Source organism: Ectopseudomonas chengduensis (genome assembly GCF_900102635.1).
GTDB classification, from domain to species: Bacteria; Pseudomonadota; Gammaproteobacteria; order Pseudomonadales; family Pseudomonadaceae; genus Aquipseudomonas; species Aquipseudomonas chengduensis.
Window position 1 is genome coordinate 512,950 of the sequence record NZ_FMZQ01000001.1, and the last position, 21,358, is coordinate 534,307.

The window sequence follows — 21,358 nt, forward strand, 5'->3', positions numbered from 1 at the left end:
TGAAGTGGTGGGCTGAAGCCCACCCTACGTTGTGTAAGAGCGGGGTAGGGTGGGCCGGGCGGCGATCCGCTTTCGCCCACCAGACAGCAAGACCTGGGCTTCAGGTCTGTAGGGTGGGCTTCAGCCCACCGAATAACCCGACCATACACCAGTCAGCCATGATCTCAGCGCTTGAGCATCGCCCGCATATTGGCCAGGGCATCGTTGCCGCGTGCCGCCTTGACCTCCACCGGCGCCTCTTCCAGGCCTTCCCACACCAGGTCTTCCGGTGGCAGTTCGTCGAGGAAGCGGCTCGGCGAGCAGTCGATCACCTCGCCGTACTGCTTGCGCTTGGCGGCGAAGGTCAGCGCCAGGTTGCGCTTGGCGCGGGTGATGCCGACATAGGCCAGGCGCCGCTCCTCCTCGATGGTGTCAGCCTCGATGCTGGAACGGTGAGGGAGAATCTCTTCCTCGAAACCGATGATATACACCGACGGAAACTCCAGACCCTTGGAGGCGTGCATGGTCATCATCTGCACGCCCTCGGCGCCTTCTTCCTCTTCCTGCTGGCGTTCGAGCATGTCGCGCAGCACCAGCTTGCCGATGGCGTCTTCGATGGTCATGTCGCCGTCTTCGTCGCGCTCCAGCGTGCTCTTCAGCGCGTCGACGAGGAACCAGACGTTGCCCATGCGCGCGTCGGCGACCTTGTCGCTGGAGGCGTTCTGCCGTAGCCAGTTCTCATAGTCGATGTCCATGACCATGCTGCGAATCGCAGCGATAGGATCGTTCTGCGCGCACTCCTGGCGCACCCGATCCATCCAGCGGGTGAAGCGTTGCAGGCGCTCGGTGAAGCGCGCATCGAGATGCTCGCCAAGGCCGATCTCGCCAGCGGCGGCGTACATGCTGATCTTGCGCTCGTTGGCGTAGTTGCCGAGTTTTTCCAGGGTGGTCGAGCCGATCTCGCGGCGCGGCACGTTGATCACCCGCAGAAAGGCATTGTCGTCGTCCGGGTTGACCAGCAGGCGGAAGTAGCTCATCAGGTCCTTCACCTCCTGGCGGGCGAAGAAGCTGGTGCCGCCGGACAGGCGATAGGGAATCTGGTGGTGCTGCAGTTTCAGCTCCATCAGCTTGGCCTGGTAGTTGCCGCGATAGAGGATGGCGAATTCGCTGTACGGGCGCTGGGTGCGCAGGTGCTCGGTGAGGATTTCTAGGGCTACGCGCTCGCACTCGGCGTCTTCGTTGCGGGTGCGGATCACGCGGATCTCGTCGCCCATGCCCATCTCGCTCCACAGCTGCTTCTCGAACACGTGCGGGTTGTTGGCGATCAGCACGTTGGCGCATTTGAGGATACGGCTGGTGGAGCGGTAGTTCTGCTCCAGCATCACCACTTTCAGCGACGGATAGTCCTCCTTGAGCAGCATCAGGTTTTCCGGGCGCGCACCGCGCCAGGCGTAGATCGACTGGTCGTCGTCGCCGACCACGGTGAACTGGTTGCGCATGCCCACCAGCATCTTCACCAGCAGGTACTGGCTGGCGTTGGTGTCCTGGTATTCGTCCACCAGCAGGTAGCGGATGCGGTTCTGCCATTTCTCGAGGATGTCGGCGTGCTCCTGAAAGAGCTTCACCGGCAGCAGGATCAGGTCGTTGAAGTCCACCGCGTTGTAGGCCTTGAGCGTGCGCTGGTAGTGCAGGTAGACGATGGCGGCGGTCTGCTCCTTGGGATTGCGCGCCTTGGCCAGGGCTTCGTCGGGCAGGATCAGGTCGTTCTTCCAGCTGTCGATGAGATTCTTCACCTCATCGGCGCCGTCGTCGCCGGAATACTCCTTCTGCATGATGTCGCTGAGCAGCGCCTTGATGTCGCCGTCGTCGAAGATCGAGAAGCCGGGCTTGTAGCCCAGGCGCGCGTATTCCTTGCGGATGATGTTCATGCCCAGGTTGTGAAAGGTGGACACGGTCAGGCCGCGCGCCTCACTGCCCTTGAGCAGGGTGCCGACGCGCTCTTTCATCTCACGCGCGGCCTTGTTGGTGAAGGTCATGGCGACGATGTGCTGGGCGCGGATGCCGCAGTTCTGCACCAGGTGGGCGATCTTGCGCGTGATCACGCTGGTCTTGCCGGAACCGGCACCGGCGAGCACCAGAAGCGGGCCGCCGACGTAGTTCACGGCCTCTTGTTGCCGGGGGTTCAGTCGGGACATGGGATCGTTCGCAGAAAAAGGGCCGCGCATTTTAACAGGCCTGGCGACTTCTGCCGCGACCGTCCGGAACTGTGGCCTAGCGCACGAAATTGCATAGCCATGCACTTGGTTAATCACTTTATTCCAGTACTCTGGTCCCACTTGTCGGTTTACTGGCTATACCTCAGGATCTGCACTACCTTTCGCACGGATGTGATTGATTAGACGCCGATTACGGCGCGTTAAGGCGACGCGATTCGCCATCATTCTTGTGGTCATTGGGGGAGGTTGCTTGTCCACGCTCGTCGAACCCTTGCGGTTGGTCCTGTTGGCGGAAACGCCGGACTGGGCCGAATTGTTGCGCGAGCAGTTGAGCGCCCTGGGCAGCCCATCCCCGCTGATTACCGCGCCGTCATGGGAAGCGGCCAGCAACCTGTTCGATGATCACGCCAGCGGTCTGCTGCTGAGTACCCCGGATCGTCTTCCCGAACCCCATCAGTGCCCCTTGCCCATCGTCCTGCTGCTCGACGAGGAGCCAGTCGAAGAACCTGCCGGTGTCAGCGACTGGCTGGTGCGCGGCAGCCTCAACCTCGACGTGCTGCGCCGTTGCCTGCGCTACGTGCGCGAACAGGGCAACCTCAAGCACACCCTGCAGCGCCTGGCCGAACAGGACCCCCTGACCGGCATCGCCAATCGCCAGGGGTTCCAGACTCTGCTCGCGGCGCGCCTGGCCGAGTGTGGCGGCCGTGGCCTGGTGCTGGGTCACCTCGATCTGGACAACTTCCGTCACGCCAACGATGCCCTCGGCTACCAGGCCGGCGACCGCCTGATCCTGCAGGTGGTGGCGCGGCTCAAGGGGCTGCTGCAGCCCTGCGATCAGATCGCGCGTCTGGGCAGCGACGAATTCGCACTGTTGCTCGATGCACGCCGCGATCCGCAGCGCGTGGAGCACCTCGCCGAGCGCGTCACCGAAGTATTGGGTGAGCCTTACTGGGTGGATGGCGAGAGTCTGCTGATCGGTTGCAGCCTTGGCCTGGCGCATGCCCGTGCGGGCGAGGGCGCCGACCCGCTGCTGTGGCACGCGCATATCGCCATGCAACAGGCCAAGAATCAGCAAGGCTGCGTGTTTCATGTCTATGATGAACGCCTGAACCGCAGCGCACGCAGCCAGGCCGATCTGGAAGGCGAGCTGCGCCGCGCTCTACGCCGTGACGAACTGGAGCTGCATTATCAGCCCCGCCTGTGCCTGAAGAGCGGGCGCATCGTCGGCCTGGAGGCGCTGGTGCGCTGGCAGCACAGCGAGCGTGGGCTGCTTTCGCCCAATGAATTCGTACCGCTGGCCGAAGAAACCGGGTTGATTGTACCGCTCGGTTACTGGGTCATCTCCCGTGCCCTGCGCGATATGCAGTGGCTGCGTGGGCGCGGCCTGCCGGCACTGCATATGGCGGTCAACCTGTCGTTCCGCCAGTTTCAGGACAGCCAGTTGCTGCCGACCCTCAGCCGCCTGATCGAAGAACGCGGGGTCGATGCGCAGTGGCTGGAGTTCGAGTTGACCGAAACCGCGGTGATGCGCCGCAGCGATCAGGTGCAGCAGACCATGCTGGCGCTTGGGCGGCTCGGCGTGCGTTTCTCGTTGGACGACTTCGGCACCGGCTTCTCGTCTTTCGTTCATCTCAACAACCTGCCGATCACCCTGCTGAAGATCGACAAGAGCTTTGTCGGTGGCATGGGCGAGCGTGCCGAGAATCGCCAATTGGTGCGGGCGATGATCAATCTGGCGCACAACCTCAATCTCGAGGTGGTGGCCGAAGGGGTGGAGAACATCGAGCAGCTCGACATGCTGCGCCAGTTTGGTTGCGATCAGGTACAGGGCTACCTGATCAGCAAGGCCATACCTCTGGCGGAGTTGGCACGCTTTCTGGTGTTCGGCCTGCGCCAGCCGCTGCTCGGCGGCGGCTGATCCTGGCCCGGACGCAAGCCAGGGAATATGCCGCACACGACCCCGGCTTGCATGCGGGCTACGACAGGCAGGTCTCGCCTTCTACCGCAAGTGGCCGCTGCAGGCGCGCAGTTTTCCACTGGAAGCCCAACACCAGACCGCTCGCCGTTACCGCCAGGCCGGCAGCCAGGCCCCACCAGACGCCCTGTGCGCCCCAGCCAAGGGCGAAGGCGAACAGCCAGACCAGCGGTGCGCCCACGCACCAGTAGCCAGTCAGACCGATCAGCAGGGTGGTGCGGCCGTCGTTCAGCCCGCGGATCGCGCCCATGGCGATGCTCTGCAAACCATCGAACAGCTCGAACCAGGCGGCGATCGCCAGCAGGCTGACCGCGAGGGTGACGATATTGGCGAACGCCGGGTCGTGGCGGTCGAGGAACAGACCGATGATCCACTCCGGCAGCAGCCAGAACAGCAGGGCAAACAGCAGCATCAACGCCGCTCCCAGGGCCATGCCCAGATGGCCGCTGAGGCGCGACAGGTGCAGATGCCCGGCACCGTAATGCAGGCCGACGCGGAAGGTCACCGCATAGGACAGCCCTTGCGGCACGATGAACGCCAGCGCCACCGTCTGCATGGCGATCTGATGTGCCGCCAGTTGCACACTGCCAAGCGCGCCCATGCACAGGGTGGCGAAGGTGAACAGCCCCTGCTCGGCGGCGTAGGTACCGCCAATGGGCAGGCCCAGCCGCAGCAGGGCGCGCATTTCTGCCCCTTGTGGGCGGCCCACACCGCCCCGCAGTTTGTAGCGGTGATAGGTCGGCGAGAGCAGGATGTACAGTGCCAATGCCAGTGCCATGGCGCTGCTGACCAGGGCAGTGGTCATGCCGATGCCGGTCAGGCCCAGGCTGGGCAGGCCGAACCAGCCCTTGATCAGCGCATAGTTGATGACGAAGTTGGCGATGGTGCCGGCGATGCTGATGGCCATCACCGGGCCAGGGTGACCAATGGCACTGGTGAAGCCGCGCAGCGCCATGAAGCACAGGTAGCCAGGCAGGGCCAGCGACAGTGGGCGCAGGAACTCCATGGCCTGGCTGGCCGCGCCTGGGTCCTGACCCAGATGCGGCAGCAGCGGGCCTAGACTGTTGAGGCACAGCGCACTGGCTACGCCCAGCAGCATGGCCAGCCACAGGCCGTTCTGGATCAGACGTGTGATACCCCGCGGATCGCCCGCGCCATGGCGGATGGCGATCAGGCTGCCCACCGCGGCGATCACCCCGGTGCAGAAGATCGAGAAGATGAAATAGCAGGTGGCACCCAGTGCGCCGCCGGCCAACTGCTGCGGGCCGAGCATGGCCATCATCAGCGTGTCGGTGAAAATCATCAGCGCGTGGGCCAGCTGTGCGGAGATCAGCGGGCCGGCCAGGCGCAGCAGCGCACCCAGTTCGTGGGCAAGGGAATTCTTCATGATGAGTAAAACTTCGGTAGGGGGAGCATCTCCTGTCTGTCAGGAGATGAGCAATGACCGCTATTCTGTGGTTCTTGTCGATTGCTCACAAAAGGAAAATAGCCATGCCAGGCATGATTAAAACTCATGGTCCGATGCGGTGAGTCGTCGTTTGCCACCGCTTTACGCCCTGCGCGCCTTCGAGGCCGCAGCCCGGCATGCCTCCTTCACGCGCGCCGCCGAAGAGCTGGCCATCACACAGAGCGCGGTGAGTCGGCATATCCGCACGCTGGAGGAGTACTTCGCCTGCCGTCTGTTCGAGCGCCGCGGTCGCAGCCTGCACCTGACCGATCCGGCCCGCGCCCTGCTACCGGGGCTGAGTGAGGGTTTCGATGCACTGGAGCGTGCCAGCGCTGTCTTGCTCGCCGATGATGAGGTGCTGCGCCTGAAGGCACCTTCGACCCTGACCATGCGTTGGCTGTTGGCGCGCCTGTCGCACTTTCGTCTGGCCAACCCGGATAGCGAAGTGCAGCTCACCAGTGCCTGGATGGACGTGGACAAGGTCGACTTCCGCCATGAACCCTTCGACTGCGCGGTGCTGCTGTCTGATGGTCAGTTTCCAGATGAGTGGGAGAGCGTGCTGCTGTTCGAGGAATGGCTGATTCCGGTGTGCGCTGCCGGCGATTCTGAGGCCGGCCCCTGGTCGCTGGCGCGGCTGCGCGCGGCGGAGCAACTGCACCCGACGCCGGATCGTCGCGACTGGCGGCGCTGGTTGCAGGCTACAGGCCTGATCGAACAGGTGCCGCTGAAGACCGGGCAGCTGTTCGACATGCTCGAATTGGGCATCGTTGCGGCGGCACGCGGCTATGGCGTGTCCATTGGTGATCTGCTGATGGTGGCCGAGGACGTGAATGCCGGCCGGCTAGGCGTGCCCTGGCCGACGGCGGTATTCAGTGGCGACAGCTACTATATGGTGTGGCCGCGTGGACATCGTGCGCAGACACGACTGCAGCGTTTGCGTGACTACTTGCTGGCGGAGGTCGCCGCGCTGGCACTGCCCGAGGTCGAGCGTTTGCGCTGAACGGTCATGGCCAGCGCTCAGGGCGCTGACGGCCATCCAAGACCGGGCAGGTCGACTGTAGTGTGGCCAGGCTGCTCTCTCTAGTTATGAGTGCCATCATCTATTGAGCGATCGATGAAACCTATCAATCATCACTCCGTCACGCTGTTTTGATAATAAATGACGACCGTATGGCGCTTTGATATTGACCGAGCTGAGTGCTCAAGTATCCTCGCGCCCTTTCGCCGAGTCATATGACGACTAGGTGGTATCGAAATTGCCTGAGTTATCTGCCCATATGCCCATGGGCGCACACCTGGAGTCCTCATGAATCCTCCTCGCTCTCGTATAGCCCTGCAACTGGCTGCCATGCTGGCTTTGGTGCTGGTGCTGCTGATCAGCGTCAGCACCCTGTTTGCCCTGCGCTCACTCAACGAGGCCAATCTGGTCACTCGCGAAAAGCACCTGGGCAGCGAGGCGGGGTTGCTGGCCGACCAGCTCGAAACCTTCCATGGCAGCCTGCGTGAGAGCACGCAGCGTCTGGCTGGATTGTTCGAACAGCGCTTCAGTACAGGGCTGCAGGTGCGCAGTGACGAGCGTGTGAGTGTCGGCAGCCTGCAGACACCTGCGCTTTACCTGGGGGCTACGCGCTTGAACAACGAGTTCACCGAGGTCGATGACTTCACGCGCATGACTGCGGGTGTGGCCACGGTATTCGTGCGTGACGGTAGCGAATTCATCCGCATCACCACCTCGCTGACCAAGCAGGACGGCACTCGTGCTCTGGGAACGGCGCTTGATCACCAGCACCCGGCCTATCAGCGCCTGCTGGCCGGGCAGAATTACGTGGGCCGGGCTTTGCTCTTCGACCGCAACTACATGACCCAGTACACCCCCGTGCGTGATGGCAGTGGGCAGGTCATTGCCGTGCTGTTCGTCGGCTTCGACTACACCGATGCGCAGAAGCTGCAATTCAAAAAACTGAGCGAATTTCGGATTGGCGAAACGGGCTCACTTGCCCTGCTCGACGAGCAGGGTAAGTGGCTGGTCAAGCCCGCTGGCACTGGCGCTCTGGATACACTACCGGCAGCCCTCGGCGAGCTGATCGCTCACTCGGGGGACGGCGGTTTCTGGAACGACGGCCAGAATGAGTTCTACAGTGTCGCCATGCCCTTTGCCGGCGGACCCTGGATGGTGCTGGCGAGCATGCCGCGCGAGGAAATTCAGGCCGTCACCTGGCGTGTCGGTACCCAGCTGGCGATTGGCAGTGCACTGACCCTGCTGCTGGCGGTGATCGCCGTGGTCTGGCTGTTGCGACGCAAACTGCGCCCGCTGGGCGATCTGGTACAGCAGGCGCAGGCGCTCGGTGCCGGTGATCTTGGTGCGCGCATGGCGCAGTCCAGCGGCGATGAGATCGGTGAGCTGGCGCGCAGCTTCAACCGCATGGGCGAGGCGCTGGCAAGCATGGTGGCGGGTATTCGCAGCGCCGCTCAGGATGTCAGCGCGCGCTCGCAAGGGATGTCCACGCTGTCACGTGACGCCTATCAGGGCATCGACCAGCAATCCGGCGAGATCAGCAGCATGGCCGGCGCGGTGGAGGAGTTCAGTGCCACCTCGCAGAACATCGCCGACAACATGCGCAGCACCGAACGCCTGGCCAGCGACAATGCCCAGCAAACCCGCATCGGGCGTACCTCGATGGATCAGGCTTCCGAAGCGCTGGTGCAGATCGCCGAAGCACTTGAGCAAACCTCCACGGCCATCAACGGCCTCGGCCAGCGCTCCCAGGAGATCGGCGGTATCGTCAGCGTCATTACGGCGATCGCCGACCAGACCAACCTGCTGGCGCTCAACGCTGCCATCGAAGCCGCACGTGCCGGCGAGCAGGGCCGCGGTTTTGCCGTGGTCGCCGACGAAGTGCGCAACCTGGCTGGACGCACCCGTGAGGCGACCAACGAGATTTCCACCATGATCGGCAGCATCCAGAGCGAGACCAGCAGCGCCATCGCCACCATGGAGCACGGCCGACAATTGATGCAGGATGGCCTGGAACGTAACGCCAAGGTGGCTGCGGCGCTGGCGCAGATCAGTGAGCAGAGCGCCGAGGCCGGCGAGCAATTCGCCGCCATCACCACCGCTACCAGCGAGCAAAGCAGCACTGCAACCGTGCTCAGCGCCAACCTGCAGAGCATCGCCCAGGCCAATGGCGAGCAGCGTGAAGTGGTGGCCAACCTGGCCGATACCGCGCGCGAGCTGGATCGCCTGGCCGCTCAACTGCGTCAGGAGGTCGAGCGCTTCCGCTGATTCATCCCGCGGCGGGGCGATACTGCAGCGCTTCGGCCAGATGTTCACGGCTGATCTGCTGCTGCTCCGCCAGGTCTGCCAGTGTGCGCGCCACCTTGAGCACTCGGTGCGCGGCGCGTAGCGACAGGCCGAGACGTTCGCAGGCGCTCTCCAGCCACTGACGATCCGCGCCGCTCAGGGCGCAGTGCTGGCGCAGGCCGGGCAAGTCGAGAAAGGCATTGGCCGTCCCTTGACGTTGCAGTTGTCGCTCACGTGCCCGCGCCACTTTGGATGCCGCCTGCGCAGTGCTTTCGCCATCTTGCGGTGGGGCGTTCAATATCGTCGTTTCGCGGGCGACCGTCAGGTGCAGGTCGATGCGATCGAGCAGTGGCCCGGACAGCTTGGCGCGGTAACGCTGGATCTGCTCCGGTGTGCAACGACAGCGGTTGCTCGGGTCGCCCAGATAGCCGCAAGGGCAAGGGTTCATGGCGGCAACGAGTTGAAAACGCGCGGGGAAACGTACCTTGTCGCGTGCCCGGGCAATGACGATGTGGCCGCTTTCCAGCGGTTCTCGCAGCACCTCCAGCACTTTCCTATCGAATTCCGGCAGCTCATCGAGGAACAGGATGCCCATATGGGCCAAGGTTATTTCACCAGGTTGCGGGCGACTGCCACCCCCCACCAATGCCGGCCCGGAGGCGCTGTGGTGCGGCGTGCGAAAGGGGCGCTGCGGCCAGTGCTGCAGCGGCAGATGGCTGGCTACCGAATGGATGGCGGCGACCTGCAGGGCCTCGCTCTCGTCCAGAGGCGGCAGCAAGCCGGGCAGGCGGCTGGCGAGCAGCGTCTTGCCGGTACCGGGTGGGCCGCTGAGCAGCAAGTTATGCGATCCAGCGGCGGCCACCAGCAACGCACGTTTGGCGGCCAACTGGCCCTGCACTTCAGCCAGATCCGGATAGGGCAGGCTCTGCCTGAGCAGACCTTGGGCGGCGTAGGGTTCGAGAGGAGCACTGCCGTTGAGGTGCGCGGCGATCTGCAGCAGGTGCTCGACGGCGATTACCTTCAGCCCTGAGGCCAGGCTGGCCTCTTCGGCATTGGCCTGTGGCACCAATAGGGTGCGCCCGGCTGCGCGCGCGGCCAGGGCTGCCGGCAATACGCCCTGCACGGGACGCACCGCGCCGGACAGCGCCAGTTCGCCCAGGCATTCGCATTCGTCCAGGGATTGAGCCGGCACCTGGCCGCTGGCCGCGAGAATCCCCAGGGCGATGGCGAGATCGAAACGGCCGCCGTCTTTCGGTAAATCGGCGGGCGCGAGGTTCAAGGTGATGCGTTTGCTGGGGAATTCGAAGGCGGCATTGAGGATGGCGCTGCGCACGCGATCCTTGCTCTCCTTGACTGCTGTCTCCGGCAGGCCCACCAGCGTCAGGGAGGGTAGGCCGTTGGCCAGGTGCGCTTCGACGGTGACAGCCGGTGCTTCGACGCCGACCTGGGCACGGCTGTGAACGATGGCCAGGGACATGATCGCTCCTTGATCAAGTGGGGTGCAGTGCCTGTAGGAGCGGTTTCAGCCGCGAAGCCTGTTCGCGGCTGAAGCCGCTCCTACAACATAACCTTAGTCTGCGGCGGTGAGCTTGGCTTCCAGTTCGGCGACCTTTGCTTCCAGCGCCTCGAGGCGAGCGCGGGTGCGGGCCAGGACCACCATCTGGCTGTCGAATTCGTCACGGCTGACCAGATCGAGCTTGCTGAAACCGCTCTGTAGCAGGGCTTTGAACTGCGCTTCCAGTTCGGCGCGAGGCAGCGGGCTGTCGCCGCTGAAAAGGCGCGAGGCGTGGCTACTGAGAGTGTCGAGCAAGGCTTTCGGCGGCAGCATGATCAGGTTCCGTAAACAGACGGTCGGCAGTGTAGCACGCAGCCTCCGGCGGGGAGGTCTAGCACTGATTGCACGATTTTTGAGCATTACTCAATGTGCCTATGCACCAAGTTTGTGCGCTGCATTCGACGTGAATGACCGGTCACCGTGGCTGGAAGCTGTTAAAGGCTTGATAGATAGCGCTTTTGCGTGAGCTGGCAAGCTTTCTGCTTAGACCCCAGCGACGCATGCACCGATGCAGTTCTGGTGCTGCAGGCGAAGCGGGGGAGTGCTTCGTCGGGAGCGGTTGGTGGGTATCGACCACGCCAGGCTGGAGCGGTCGGTGCATTACAAAAGCCAGACACTGCGCTTAGACTTGAGCCGGGTTCGCAATTCCTGGGGCAAGTCCACCTTACACGGGAGAAAGTTTCATGAAGCTAGTCACTGCCATCATCAAGCCGTTCAAGCTGGACGACGTGCGCGAGTCGCTGTCGGAGATCGGCGTGCAGGGCATTACCGTCACCGAGGTCAAGGGCTTCGGCCGCCAGAAAGGTCATACCGAGCTGTATCGCGGTGCCGAGTATGTGGTCGACTTCCTGCCCAAGGTGAAGATCGACGTGGCCATCGCTGACGATCAGCTCGATCGCGTGATCGAGGCCATCACCAAGGCTGCCAACACCGGCAAGATCGGTGACGGCAAGATTTTCGTAGTCAACCTGGAACAGGCGATTCGTATCCGTACCGGCGAAACCGATACCGACGCGATCTAACAAGCCTCCGAACCCCACGCCCCAGGAGTAAACCCATGACTCTGCGAACTTTCGCAGGGCTAGGAGCCCTTTTGTCCTCGAATTCTGGCTTTACGCTGTTTTCGAGGGCCAAAGCCGGAGCCGGCGATGTCTTCGCCGCTCTGCTGTGCCAGACCCTCTTTGGTCTTGCGCTCGGCCTAGTGATGGGAATGCCTGGTCGCCTCACGGCGCAGGGGTTCCGGTGATCCAGAACGAGCGTGGCAACGACCTGTAAGCATGCGGACGCGTCCTGAGCCAACCTGGACGTTTCAACCGAACAGCGCACTACAAAAGCGCGGCAAGAGGTGAAAAATGGATAACACAGCATTGACTGCATTGCAGTACGGCTTCGATACCTTCTACTTTCTGATCTGTGGTGCCCTGGTGATGTGGATGGCAGCGGGTTTTGCCATGCTCGAATCCGGCCTGGTGCGTGCCAAGAACACCACCGAGATCCTGACCAAGAACGTGGCGCTCTATGCCGTGGCCAGCGTCATGTACCTGGTGATCGGCTACCACATCATGTACTCCAGCCCGGAAGGCGGCATCCTGCCGAGCCTGGGCTTCCTGATCGGTGACGAAAACAGCGTCGACTCGGTACTAGCCGGTGGCGACGATGCACCTTACTACTCGGCCCGTTCGGACTTCTTCTTCCAGGTGGTGTTCGCCGCGACCTGCATGTCGATCGTGTCCGGTGCCGTTGCCGAGCGCATGAAGCTGTGGGCCTTCCTGGCTTTCGCCGTGGTCATGACCGGCTTCATCTACCCGGTTCAGGGTTTCTGGAAATGGGGCTCGGGCTTCCTCAACGAAGCAGGCTTCCTCGACTTCGCAGGCTCCGGTGTGGTTCACATGGCGGGTGCTACCGCTGCTCTGGCTGGTGTGCTGCTGCTCGGTGCACGTAAAGGCAAGTACGGCGCCAACGGCCAGGTCAACGCCATCCCGGGTGCCAACCTGCCGCTGGCGACGCTCGGCACCTTCATCCTGTGGATGGGCTGGTTCGGCTTCAACGGCGGCTCGCAGCTGAAGATGAGCACCATCGAAGACGCCAACGCCGTTGCCCAGGTGTTCGTCAACACCAACATGGCAGCCGCCGGCGGCCTGATTGCCGCGCTGATCGTTGCCCGCATCCTGTTCGGCAAGGCTGACCTGACCATGGCGCTCAACGGTGCCCTGGCTGGCCTGGTGGCCATCACCGCCGAACCGCTGACCCCGAGCGGCCTGCAGGCGACTCTGATTGGCGGCGTGGGTGGTGTGCTGGTGGTGTTCGCCATCCTCGGTCTGGACAAGGTCAAGATCGACGATCCGGTTGGTGCCATCTCCGTACACGGTGTGGTCGGCATTTGGGGTCTGCTGGCTGTTTGCCTGACCAACAGCGATGCTTCGCTGGGTGCTCAGTTGCTGGGTATCGGCAGCATCTTCGCCTGGGTATTTATCGCCAGCCTGATCGTCTGGAGCATCATCAAGGCGGTGATCGGTCTGCGCGTCAGCGAAGAAGAAGAATACGAAGGTGTGGATATCGCCGAGTGCGGTATGGAGGCCTACCCGGAATTCACCAACAAGTGATCCTCCGGTAAATCGCAAAGGGCGCCTTCGGGCGCCCTTTGTTTTTTCTGGCAGCACGCTAGAATGCGCGCGCTGGAGTCATCGAGAGTGAGAGCGGCATGTGGCAGCAACGCATCATCAGTCTGCGCCCGCGTGAGCGCGGTTTTCATCTGGTGACCGAAGAAGTGCTGGCAGCATTGCCGGAACTGGCGCAGGTACGTGTTGGTCTGTTGCATCTGTGGCTGCAGCACACCTCGGCATCGCTGACGGTCAACGAGAACGCCGATCCCGCGGTGCGCCGCGATTTCGAGCGCTTCTTCAACCGTCTGGTGCCGCAGGGGGAGGCGGGCTACGAGCACGATTACGAAGGGCCGGATGATTTGCCGGCGCACTTCAAGGGCAGTCTGCTGGGCTTTCAGCTACAGCTGCCGATACAGCAGGGACGGCTGGCGCTTGGTACCTGGCAGGGGATCTACCTTGGTGAGCATCGCGATCATGGCGGTGCTCGGCGAGTGGTGGCGACCTTGCATGGTGAGGCTATTTGAATTTTTTCCGGTCGAGCGGTGTACATCGCGCGACTGGGCTATAACTAACCTGCTTTTCGCAAGTCATGAGGTTGAACATGAGCGACGAAGACCTGGAACAAGACGATCTGGACGGGGCTGACGAGGACGATGGTGAGGAGCTGGCTGCTGCCGATGACGGCGACAGCGGCGACGATGAAGGCGATGGTGCGGTCGTAGCCAGCGGCAAGAAGAGCAAGGCCAAAGCCGTTGAAGTCGATGAGCTGCCCAGCATCGAAGCCAAGCAGAAGGAGCGCGATGCCCTGGCGCGTGCCATGGAAGAGTTTCTCTCCCGTGGTGGCAAGGTGCAGGAGGTGGAGCCCAATGTGGTCGCCGACCCACCCAAGAAGCCCGACAGCAAATACGGCAGCCGCCCCATCTGAGGACGGCTAGCTACAAGGAACCCGCCCCTGTGGCGGGTTTTTTGTGTCCGCCATCCCTGGCGGCAATCCGGGGCGGCGCAGATCACGGGGGGCGCAGTATGCCCGCGCCGGCATCTCGTAGGAGCCCGCTTGCGGGCGATCCACTTGCGGTCGTCCTGATCGCCCGCAAGCGGGCTCCTACAAGGGGGCTGGATTAACGCATCCAACTGCCCAGCAACGCGGGCAGCTCTGCCAGGCTGCTGATTTGCGCGTCTGGTGTCGTCTCACCTTCCCAGGCTCGGCCCTGCGGGTTGAACCAGATCGCACGCATGCCGGCTGCCTGAGCACCGGCGATATCGTCGCTGGGATGATCGCCGATATGCACGGCGCGCTCGGCCGCCACGCCGCCTGCGCGGCTGAGGGCTTCACGGAAAGGTTTCGGGTCGGGTTTGCCGATGCCCAGTTCTTCGGCGCACAGGGCGAACTGGAAGTAGTCCGACAGACCCAGGCGCCGCACGTCGGCATTGCCATTGGTGATCACGCCGAGCATGAAGCGCTCGGCCAAGGCCTCCAGCGTCGGATGTACCTCGGTGAACAGTTCGACCTGATGGCGGGCGCTGAGAAAGACCTGGAATCCCGCTTCGGCCAGCGTCTGCGCCTCGTTGTGCGGGTAGCCGGCGTCTTCCAGGGCGTGAAACAGAATGCGCCGGCGCAGCTCGCTGAGGCGATGCTTGAGCATCGGCTCGGCGTCGAGCAGACGGCTGCGGACCGCCCACAGATGCTCGACCGGCACCGCGCCCAGGCGCGGCGCATGCAGGGCCAGCCAATTGCGCAGGGCGGCTTCGGCATCCTGCATCACCGGAGTGACGTCCCACAGGGTGTCGTCGAGGTCGAAGGTGATCAGTTTAATGCTCATTCGGAGCCGCCTTTGCGCTTGGCACGTGGATGGGTCTGGTCGTAGACACTGGCCAGGTGTTGGAAGTCCAGGTGGGTGTAGATCTGCGTGGTGGCGATATCGGCGTGGCCGAGCAGCTCTTGCACGGCGCGCAGATCCTGCGAAGACTCCAGCATATGGCTGGCGAAGCTGTGCCGCAGCATATGCGGATGCAGGTGCTGGCCCAGCTCGCGTACGCCGGCCTGGCGCACGCGCAGCTGCACCGCGCGCGGCCCGAGGCGGCGGCCCTGTTGGCTGATGAATACCGCGCCGTCTCCAGGGTTGGCCAGTTTGCGCAGCGGCAGCCATTGCTCCAGTGCCTGTCGCGCCAGGCTGCCGACCGGCAGTTCGCGCACCTTGTTGCCCTTGCCGCGCACCCGTACCAGCCCAGCGGGCAGGTCCAGGCCGTCGAGATCGAGCCCTACCAGTTCGGACAGGCGCAGGCCCGAGGAATAGAACAGCTCGAGCATGGCCTGATCGCGGCGGGCGATGAAGTCGTCCTCGACTGCGCCGTCGAGCAGTTGCGCGCTGCGGTCGGCGTCCAAGGTGCGGGGAAGGCGGCGCTCGCGTTTTGGCGGGCTCAGGCCGGTCGCCGGATCGTGACGGCACAGGCCTTCACGCAACAGATATTGATAGAGGCCGCGGGTGGCCGAGAGCAGGCGCGCCAGGCTGCGGCTTGCCAGGCCCTGCTGATGCAGGCGGGCGACCAGGCGGCGCAGGTTGCGTGTGTCCAGCCCGGCCCAGTCGCTCAGGCCTTCGGCTTCGCAGAATGCCCGCACCTTGCCGAGATCACGCCGATAGCCGTCGAGGGTATGCGTCGACACCTGGCGCTCGCGGCGCAGGTGTTCGATGTACGCGTCGAGGTGGGCTTCAAGTGTCACGTGTCGGCTTCCGAACGGGCCAATGGTGGATGAGCTTCGTCATCCACCCTACACGACCTAGCAGGTCGTTGAAAAACTACCTACGTTGCCATTGCTGCGTTAAAAACAGCCTCGCGTGCGAGCCCAGTCAAAATGCTCATTTACAACACGTAAAGTCGGACGCGACCCCGGTCGTTTTTCGGCTGTTTTTGTGGGGCCGCCATCGGTATTGCACTGGCTGCCTCGGCTCGGGCTTCCTGCTTCGCTCTACCTCCTGCATCCATGCAGTCGTCGCCTACGTTTTTCAACGGCCTGCTAGCGTACCGAGCGCAGCGGCGTGGCGAAACTCGGCAGTACGCGGGCCAGTACTTCGGCGATATAACTGAGGAACAAGGTGCCGAGCGAACTCTTGTAGTGCTGCGGGTCGGCGCTGCCGATGGCGAGAATGCCATGCAGGCCCTGATGGTTGAGGCTGACCACGGCGGCGGAGCCGACTTGCGGCGCGTCTTCCTTGCCGAAGAGAAACTCCAGCTCATGCGGGCGCAATACGCCGCAGATGGTCTTGCCGCCGCTGAGCAGGCCGCCGACCTGTTGATGTGCCTCGGCCGAGCTGACCGAGCGACCGACCGGCAGCTTGTTGTCGCTGAACAGGATCAGGCCAACGAAGGGCACCTGGAATTCATGGCGCAGGCTGTCTTCGACCACGCCGACCACTTCCTCGAGGCTGCCGGCATCGAGCAGGTCCAGCACCAGGCGGCGGGTCTTGTCGAACAGGCGGTCGTTGTCGCGCGCCACGTCCATCAACTGGCCAAGGCGGTGGCGCATCTCGATGTTGCGCTCGCGCAGCAGCTTGACCTGGCGTTCTACCAGCGACACGGCGTTGCCGGACTGGTGCGGAATACGCAGCTCGGGGATCAGTTCTTCATGGTCGATGAAGAACTCCGGGTGCAGGCGCAGATAGGCCGCGACCGTTTCCGAATCGAGCGGTTTGGGCGAATCCTGCTGGTCGGTCATAGGCGAACCTGTCCTTCGTATACGCGGGCAGCGGGCCCGGTCATCATAACCGGCTGACCCTCGCCTGCCCATTCGATGGACAGTTTGCCGCCTGGCAGTTCCAGTTGCACGGGCGAATCCATCCAGCCCTGGCGAATGGCCGCAACGGCCGCCGCGCAGGCGCCGGTGCCGCAGGCCAGGGTTTCGCCGGCACCACGCTCCCACACGCGCAGGCGCGCATGCTTGCGGTCAAGCACCTGGAGGAAGCCGACATTGACCCGCTGCGGGAAGCGCGGGTGGTGTTCCAGCTTCGGCCCGAGCGTATGCACCGGTGCGTCATCAACGTTGTCGACGCGCAGCACCGCATGCGGATTGCCCATCGACAGCACGGCCAGCTCGACGCTCTGGCCCTCGACGTCGACGCGATAGGTCAGCGCGGCCTGGTCGGCCTGGAACGGCACCTGTTCCGGCTGCAGGCGCGGTGCGCCCATGTTGACGCAGACCTGGCCATCGTTCTGCACGCGCAGCTCGATGATGCCGCTCTTGGTCTCGACGCGAATGACCTTCTTGGTGGTCAGGCGCTTGTCCAGCACGAAGCGGGCGAAGCAGCGCGCGCCGTTGCCGCACTGCTCAACTTCCGAGCCGTCGGAGTTGAAGATGCGGTAACGGAAGTCGACATCCGGGTGACTCGGCGGCTCGACGATCAGCAGTTGGTCGAAACCGACGCCGACGTGGCGGTCGCCCCATTGTTTGGCATGCTTGGGTTGCACGTGGGCGTGCTGACTGATCAGGTCGAGGACCATGAAGTCATTACCCAGGCCGTGCATCTTGGTAAAGCGCAATAGCATGACGTCGCCCTCAGGCCGGCAGCAGGCTTTCGCCGGCATAGAGCTCTTGGACTGTCTCGCGACGACGCACTTCATAAGCCTGTTCGCCATCCACCAGCACCTCGGCGGCGCGGCCGCGGGTGTTGTAGTTGGAGCTCATGACGAAGCCATAGGCGCCTGCCGAGCGCACGGCCAGCAGGTCACCCTCGGCCAGCACCAACTGACGATCCTTGGCCAGGAAGTCGCCGGTCTCGCAGATCGGTCCGACCAGGTCGTAGTTACGCGACTCGCCTTCACGCGGCTGCACCGGCGACACGTCCATCCACGCCTGATACAGGGCGGGGCGGATCAGATCGTTCATCGCCGCATCGACGATGGCGAAGTCCTTGTGCTCGGTGTGCTTGAGGTATTCCACCTGAGTCAGCAGCACGCCGGCGTTGGCGACGATGAAGCGGCCCGGTTCGAACACCAGGCCCAGGTCGCGACCTTGCAGGCGTTTGCGCACGGCGGTGATGTAGTCGCCGGCCAGCGGCGGCTGCTCGTCGCGGTACTGCACGCCAAGGCCACCACCGAGATCCAGATGCTTGATGGTGATACCGCGCGCGGCCAGCTTGTCGACCAGCAGCAACAGGCGATCCAGGGCATCGAGGAAGGGTTCAAGGGTGGTCAACTGCGAACCGATGTGGCAGTCGACGCCGATCACTTCCAGGTTCGGCAGCTCGGCAGCGCGGGCGTAGACCGCCTCGGCCTGCTCGATGTCGATGCCGAACTTGTTTTCCTTGAGGCCGGTGGAAATGTACGGGTGGGTGCCGGCGTCCACGTCCGGGTTGACCCGTAGCGAGACGGGCGCCTTGACGCCCAGCTCGGCAGCTACCTTCTGCAGGCGCTCCAGCTCGACGCTGGACTCGACGTTGAAGCAGTGCACACCGACTTCCAGCGCGCGGCGCATGTCGTCGCGGCTCTTGCCAACGCCGGAGAAGACGATGCGGCTCGGCTCGCCACCGGCGGCCAGGACGCGCTCCAGCTCACCGCTGGAAACGATGTCGAAGCCGGCGCCGAGGCGTGCCAGCACGTTCAGCACGCCGATGTTGGAGTTGGCCTTGACCGCGAAGCAGACCAGGTGCGGCATGCCGGCCAGGGCATCGGCATAGGCGCGGTACTGCACTTCGATATGTGCGCGGGAATAGACGTAGGTGGGCGTGCCGAAGCGCTGGGCCAGCGCGGACAAGGCAACGCCTTCCGCGAACAGCTCACCGTCGCGGTAGTTGAAGGCTTCCATGGGGCAGCTCCTGTCAGAGTTCGAAACGGTCTCGGCTGTTGCCGGCGTTGTCGTCGCCCGGCAGGTACAGCGGGCCTTTCTGACCGCAGCCAGCCAGCAGGCAAACGGCGGCGAGGAGCGCGAGGGTCAGTCGCTTCATGGGACAGTCCTTGAAAATAAGCGTGAATTGCGCCGGAGTATACCGACCCCCTGCCACCTTGCCTATGCGCCCGGCGCCCGCCTGGCGGGGCGCTGGCTCGATTTGCGTCTGCATCTGGCGTGTGTGCCGAAGGCATTCGTGCCGGCTTGGGTTAGCATGCGGCGAGTAACGAGGAGCCTTGATGGACAATCCCGCGATTCTGGCCGGCTCGGTCTCGGTAGCCTACCTGCAAGGCCTTATCGAACACCTGCAGCGCCAGGGGGTGGCGGCCGACGCGCTGCTCGCCCATGCCCAGCTCAGTCCTGAAGCCCTGAGCCAGCGCGATCAGCGCATCGCGGCCAGTGCTTACCTGACGCTGCTGGGCGAAGGCGTGCGCCTGACTGGCGACCCGGATCTGGGCCTGCATCTGGGGGAATCGGTACGGCCGGGTTATTACGGCGTGCTCGGTTACCTGATCATGAGCTGCGCAACCCTGGCTGACGCGCTGCATCGCCAGGCGCGCTATGCCTCGCTGGTTGGCAACCTGGGGCTGGTCGTGCTCGACGACGAGCCCGCTCGGCCCGACAGCGAGCCGCTGGTCGCCCACAGCTGGCAGCCGTTGCTGGCGCAGCAGCAGCGCCAGCTGAGTGAAGGAACCCTGGCCGGCTGGGTCAGTTTTGGACGCTGGATCAGCGGCCTGGATATTGCGCCGACCGAGGTGCGCTTCCAGCATCCGGCGCCGGCGGATACCTCTGAGCACGCGCGCATCTTTCGCTGCCCGGTGCTGTTCGATCAACCCGACAATGCCCTGATCTTTCCCAAACGTTTGCTCGCGGCGCCGCTGAACCAGGCCGATGCTCAGGTGCGTGGCATGCTCGATGCCTACGCCGATCGCCTGCTGGCCGAGCTCAATCAGGGCTACAGCGTGCTCGATCGCGCGCGTCTGGAGCTGGCGCGCCAGTTGCCGGAGCAAGGGCCTGATCTGGAGACCATCGCCGCTGCTCTGGCGCTAAGCCCAAGGACCTTGCAGCGGCGCTTGCGTGAGGGCGGGCTGTCGTTCAGCCAATTGGTCGACGAAACCCGCCAGCAACTGGTGCTGCACTACCTGCGCGACCCCACACTGGAACTGGCGGAAATCGCCTTTCTGGTCGGTTTCAGCGAGCCGGGTTCGCTGGCGCGCGCATTTCGTCGCTGGACGGGAACGAGTCCGGGCGAGTACCGTCGCCACCTTTGCGCCTAGGCCGCTAGCCTGGTTTTGCGTTTTCGCCTAATTTTTCTGCAGTCGCTGCATCTAGTGAGGACACCCCAATGAGCCTGAGCGAAGCCCGCTTTCACGACCTGGTCGATGCCACCCAGCAGGCGGTGGAGGACATCTTCGACGACAGCGGCCTGGACGTCGATCTGGAAAACAGCGCCGGTGTGCTGACGGTGCGCTTCGATAACGGCAGCCAGCTGATCTTCAGCCGTCAGGAGCCGATTCGTCAGCTGTGGCTGGCCGCGCGCTCCGGTGGTTTCCATTTCGACTATGACGAGGCCGAAGGGCGCTGGATCTGCGATACCAGTGACGAGCAACTGGGCGAGATGCTGGTGCGCATCACCCTTGAGCAATGCGGCACCGAGCTGGAGTTCGATGAGCTCTGAGCCGAGCGAAGCGCCGCTGGCATCACCCTGTCGGCGCCAGTGCTGCCTCGACGAGCGCGATGAGTGCCTGGGCTGTGGCCGCACCTTGCAGGAGATTCTTGACTGGAGCGCGGCCGATAATGCCCGCCGCCGCTTGATCTGCCAGGCGGCGCAGCAGCGTTTGCAACAGCGCCAGCAGGGCCGTTGACCCAGCAGTCTTGTTTATTTGTCCGGCTGTGTTAGGGTTCGACAGAACATTCAGCTTAACCCCGCCTTCGGGCGGGGTTTTGCTTTTTTACGGTTTACGCAAGGAGTCCGCCCGGCATCATGAACAGCTCACCGACCATCACCATTACTCGCCTCGATCTGCAGCGTCTGGAGCGCCTGCTCGACAGCCTGGACGAGTTCGGCCCTGGCGCAGAAGCGCTACAGGCCGAGCTGGATCGTGCCGAAGTGGTGGGGCACGACGAGGTGCCGGCCGGTGTGGTGACCATGAACTCGCGCGTGCACTGCCGCGAGGAGAGCAGCGGCAAGGACTATCACCTGACCCTGGTCTACCCGCAGGATGCCGGTGGCGAAGGCAAGGTCAGCATCCTTGCGCCAGTCGGCAGCGCCTTGCTCGGTCTGTCCGTCGGCCAGCACATCGACTGGCCGGCGCCGGGCGGCAAGCAGCTCAAATTGACCCTGCTGGAAGTCGAATACCAGCCGGAAGCAGCGGGCGAATACGACCGCTGACGCCTTTCCCCA

21 protein-coding genes are annotated in these 21,358 nt (G+C 63.6%); 11 read left to right on the forward strand and 10 right to left on the reverse strand.

The genetic code is table 11. The annotated features are described in order from the left end of the window. Positions 1–164: 164 nt before the first annotated feature. Positions 165–2,174, reverse strand: coding sequence for a DNA helicase Rep (rep, locus tag BLS08_RS02350; protein ID WP_055984596.1), 2,010 nt, complete (start codon positions 2,172–2,174; stop codon positions 165–167). A 271-nt stretch (positions 2,175–2,445) separates the two neighbouring features. Here rep and BLS08_RS02355 point away from each other — a divergent pair, with 271 nt between their 5' ends. After that, positions 2,446–4,113 (forward strand): putative bifunctional diguanylate cyclase/phosphodiesterase, encoded by a 1,668-nt coding sequence (locus BLS08_RS02355; RefSeq protein WP_021487634.1) that lies wholly within the window; start codon positions 2,446–2,448, stop codon positions 4,111–4,113. A 58-nt stretch (positions 4,114–4,171) separates the two neighbouring features. On the opposite strand, the gene BLS08_RS02360 is transcribed toward BLS08_RS02355, so the two are convergent. After that, positions 4,172–5,557, reverse strand: a complete 1,386-nt coding sequence (locus BLS08_RS02360) for a NorM family multidrug efflux MATE transporter (protein ID WP_017678290.1) — start codon at positions 5,555–5,557, stop codon at positions 4,172–4,174. 139 nt (positions 5,558–5,696) lie between these two features. Between BLS08_RS02360 and BLS08_RS02365 the strand changes: the two genes are divergently transcribed. Then, entirely contained in the window at positions 5,697–6,617 is a 921-nt protein-coding gene (locus BLS08_RS02365; RefSeq protein WP_017678292.1) for a LysR substrate-binding domain-containing protein, read from the forward strand. A gap of 306 nt (positions 6,618–6,923) precedes the next feature. Continuing rightward, the gene (locus BLS08_RS02370; RefSeq protein WP_055984593.1) at positions 6,924–8,900 is read left to right on the forward strand and encodes a methyl-accepting chemotaxis protein; all 1,977 of its coding nucleotides are present in this window, start codon (positions 6,924–6,926) and stop codon (positions 8,898–8,900) included. A 1-nt stretch (position 8,901) separates the two neighbouring features. On the opposite strand, the gene BLS08_RS02375 is transcribed toward BLS08_RS02370, so the two are convergent. Together BLS08_RS02375 and BLS08_RS02380 are read right to left on the reverse strand one after the other, a co-directional pair. Next, the gene (locus BLS08_RS02375) at positions 8,902–10,395 is read right to left on the reverse strand and encodes a YifB family Mg chelatase-like AAA ATPase (RefSeq protein ID WP_055984591.1); all 1,494 of its coding nucleotides are present in this window, start codon (positions 10,393–10,395) and stop codon (positions 8,902–8,904) included. Between the two features lie 93 nt (positions 10,396–10,488). Continuing rightward, the gene (locus tag BLS08_RS02380) at positions 10,489–10,746 is read right to left on the reverse strand and encodes an accessory factor UbiK family protein (RefSeq protein WP_021487638.1); all 258 of its coding nucleotides are present in this window, start codon (positions 10,744–10,746) and stop codon (positions 10,489–10,491) included. Between the two features lie 410 nt (positions 10,747–11,156). Between BLS08_RS02380 and glnK the strand changes: the two genes are divergently transcribed. From glnK to sutA, 4 genes are all read left to right on the forward strand, one after another. Continuing rightward, on the forward strand, positions 11,157–11,495 hold the full coding sequence (gene glnK / locus BLS08_RS02385; RefSeq protein WP_003096476.1) for a P-II family nitrogen regulator: 339 nt from the start codon (positions 11,157–11,159) through the stop codon (positions 11,493–11,495). Between the two features lie 330 nt (positions 11,496–11,825). After that, the gene (locus BLS08_RS02395; RefSeq protein WP_017678296.1) at positions 11,826–13,076 is read left to right on the forward strand and encodes an ammonium transporter; all 1,251 of its coding nucleotides are present in this window, start codon (positions 11,826–11,828) and stop codon (positions 13,074–13,076) included. A gap of 98 nt (positions 13,077–13,174) precedes the next feature. Next, positions 13,175–13,600 (forward strand): secondary thiamine-phosphate synthase enzyme YjbQ, encoded by a 426-nt coding sequence (locus BLS08_RS02400; RefSeq protein WP_017678297.1) that lies wholly within the window; start codon positions 13,175–13,177, stop codon positions 13,598–13,600. A gap of 77 nt (positions 13,601–13,677) precedes the next feature. Continuing rightward, a complete protein-coding gene (gene sutA / locus BLS08_RS02405) occupies positions 13,678–14,001 on the forward strand; it encodes a transcriptional regulator SutA (protein ID WP_017678298.1) in 324 nt (107 codons plus the stop codon). 193 nt (positions 14,002–14,194) lie between these two features. On the opposite strand, the gene BLS08_RS02410 is transcribed toward sutA, so the two are convergent. From BLS08_RS02410 to lptM, 6 genes are all read right to left on the reverse strand, one after another. After that, positions 14,195–14,896, reverse strand: coding sequence for an HAD family hydrolase (locus tag BLS08_RS02410; protein WP_090335940.1), 702 nt, complete (start codon positions 14,894–14,896; stop codon positions 14,195–14,197). Beyond that, positions 14,893–15,795: a tyrosine recombinase XerC gene (gene xerC, locus BLS08_RS02415; RefSeq protein WP_090335942.1), complete on the reverse strand. Its 903-nt coding sequence runs from the start codon at positions 15,793–15,795 to the stop codon at positions 14,893–14,895. Before xerC ends, BLS08_RS02410 begins: the two co-directional genes overlap by 4 nt. Positions 15,796–16,089: 294 nt before the next feature. Further along, positions 16,090–16,788 carry a DUF484 family protein gene (locus BLS08_RS02420; protein ID WP_090335944.1) on the reverse strand — a complete coding sequence of 233 codons (699 nt, stop codon included), beginning with the start codon at positions 16,786–16,788 and terminating at the stop codon, positions 16,090–16,092. Next, positions 16,785–17,615, reverse strand: a complete 831-nt coding sequence (gene dapF, locus BLS08_RS02425) for a diaminopimelate epimerase (RefSeq protein ID WP_090336080.1) — start codon at positions 17,613–17,615, stop codon at positions 16,785–16,787. Before dapF ends, BLS08_RS02420 begins: the two co-directional genes overlap by 4 nt. A 10-nt stretch (positions 17,616–17,625) precedes the next feature. Then, positions 17,626–18,873, reverse strand: a complete 1,248-nt coding sequence (gene lysA, locus BLS08_RS02430; RefSeq protein WP_055984575.1) for a diaminopimelate decarboxylase — start codon at positions 18,871–18,873, stop codon at positions 17,626–17,628. 13 nt (positions 18,874–18,886) lie between these two features. Then, positions 18,887–19,012, reverse strand: coding sequence for an LPS translocon maturation chaperone LptM (gene lptM, locus BLS08_RS02435; protein ID WP_017361215.1), 126 nt, complete (start codon positions 19,010–19,012; stop codon positions 18,887–18,889). A gap of 181 nt (positions 19,013–19,193) precedes the next feature. On the opposite strand from lptM, the gene BLS08_RS02440 reads away from it, so the two are divergent. From BLS08_RS02440 to rnk, 4 genes are all read left to right on the forward strand, one after another. Next, the gene (locus BLS08_RS02440; RefSeq protein ID WP_090335946.1) at positions 19,194–20,231 is read left to right on the forward strand and encodes an AraC family transcriptional regulator; all 1,038 of its coding nucleotides are present in this window, start codon (positions 19,194–19,196) and stop codon (positions 20,229–20,231) included. Between the two features lie 68 nt (positions 20,232–20,299). Then, positions 20,300–20,632: an iron donor protein CyaY gene (gene cyaY, locus BLS08_RS02445; protein ID WP_003458550.1), complete on the forward strand. Its 333-nt coding sequence runs from the start codon at positions 20,300–20,302 to the stop codon at positions 20,630–20,632. Continuing rightward, complete coding sequence (locus tag BLS08_RS02450) at positions 20,622–20,819, forward strand: DUF1289 domain-containing protein (RefSeq protein ID WP_090335949.1); 198 nt, start codon at positions 20,622–20,624, stop codon at positions 20,817–20,819. Before cyaY ends, BLS08_RS02450 begins: the two co-directional genes overlap by 11 nt. Before the next feature lie 119 nt (positions 20,820–20,938). Next, on the forward strand, positions 20,939–21,346 hold the full coding sequence (gene rnk, locus BLS08_RS02455) for a nucleoside diphosphate kinase regulator (protein ID WP_090335950.1): 408 nt from the start codon (positions 20,939–20,941) through the stop codon (positions 21,344–21,346). The last annotated feature ends 12 nt before the right edge of the window (positions 21,347–21,358 follow it).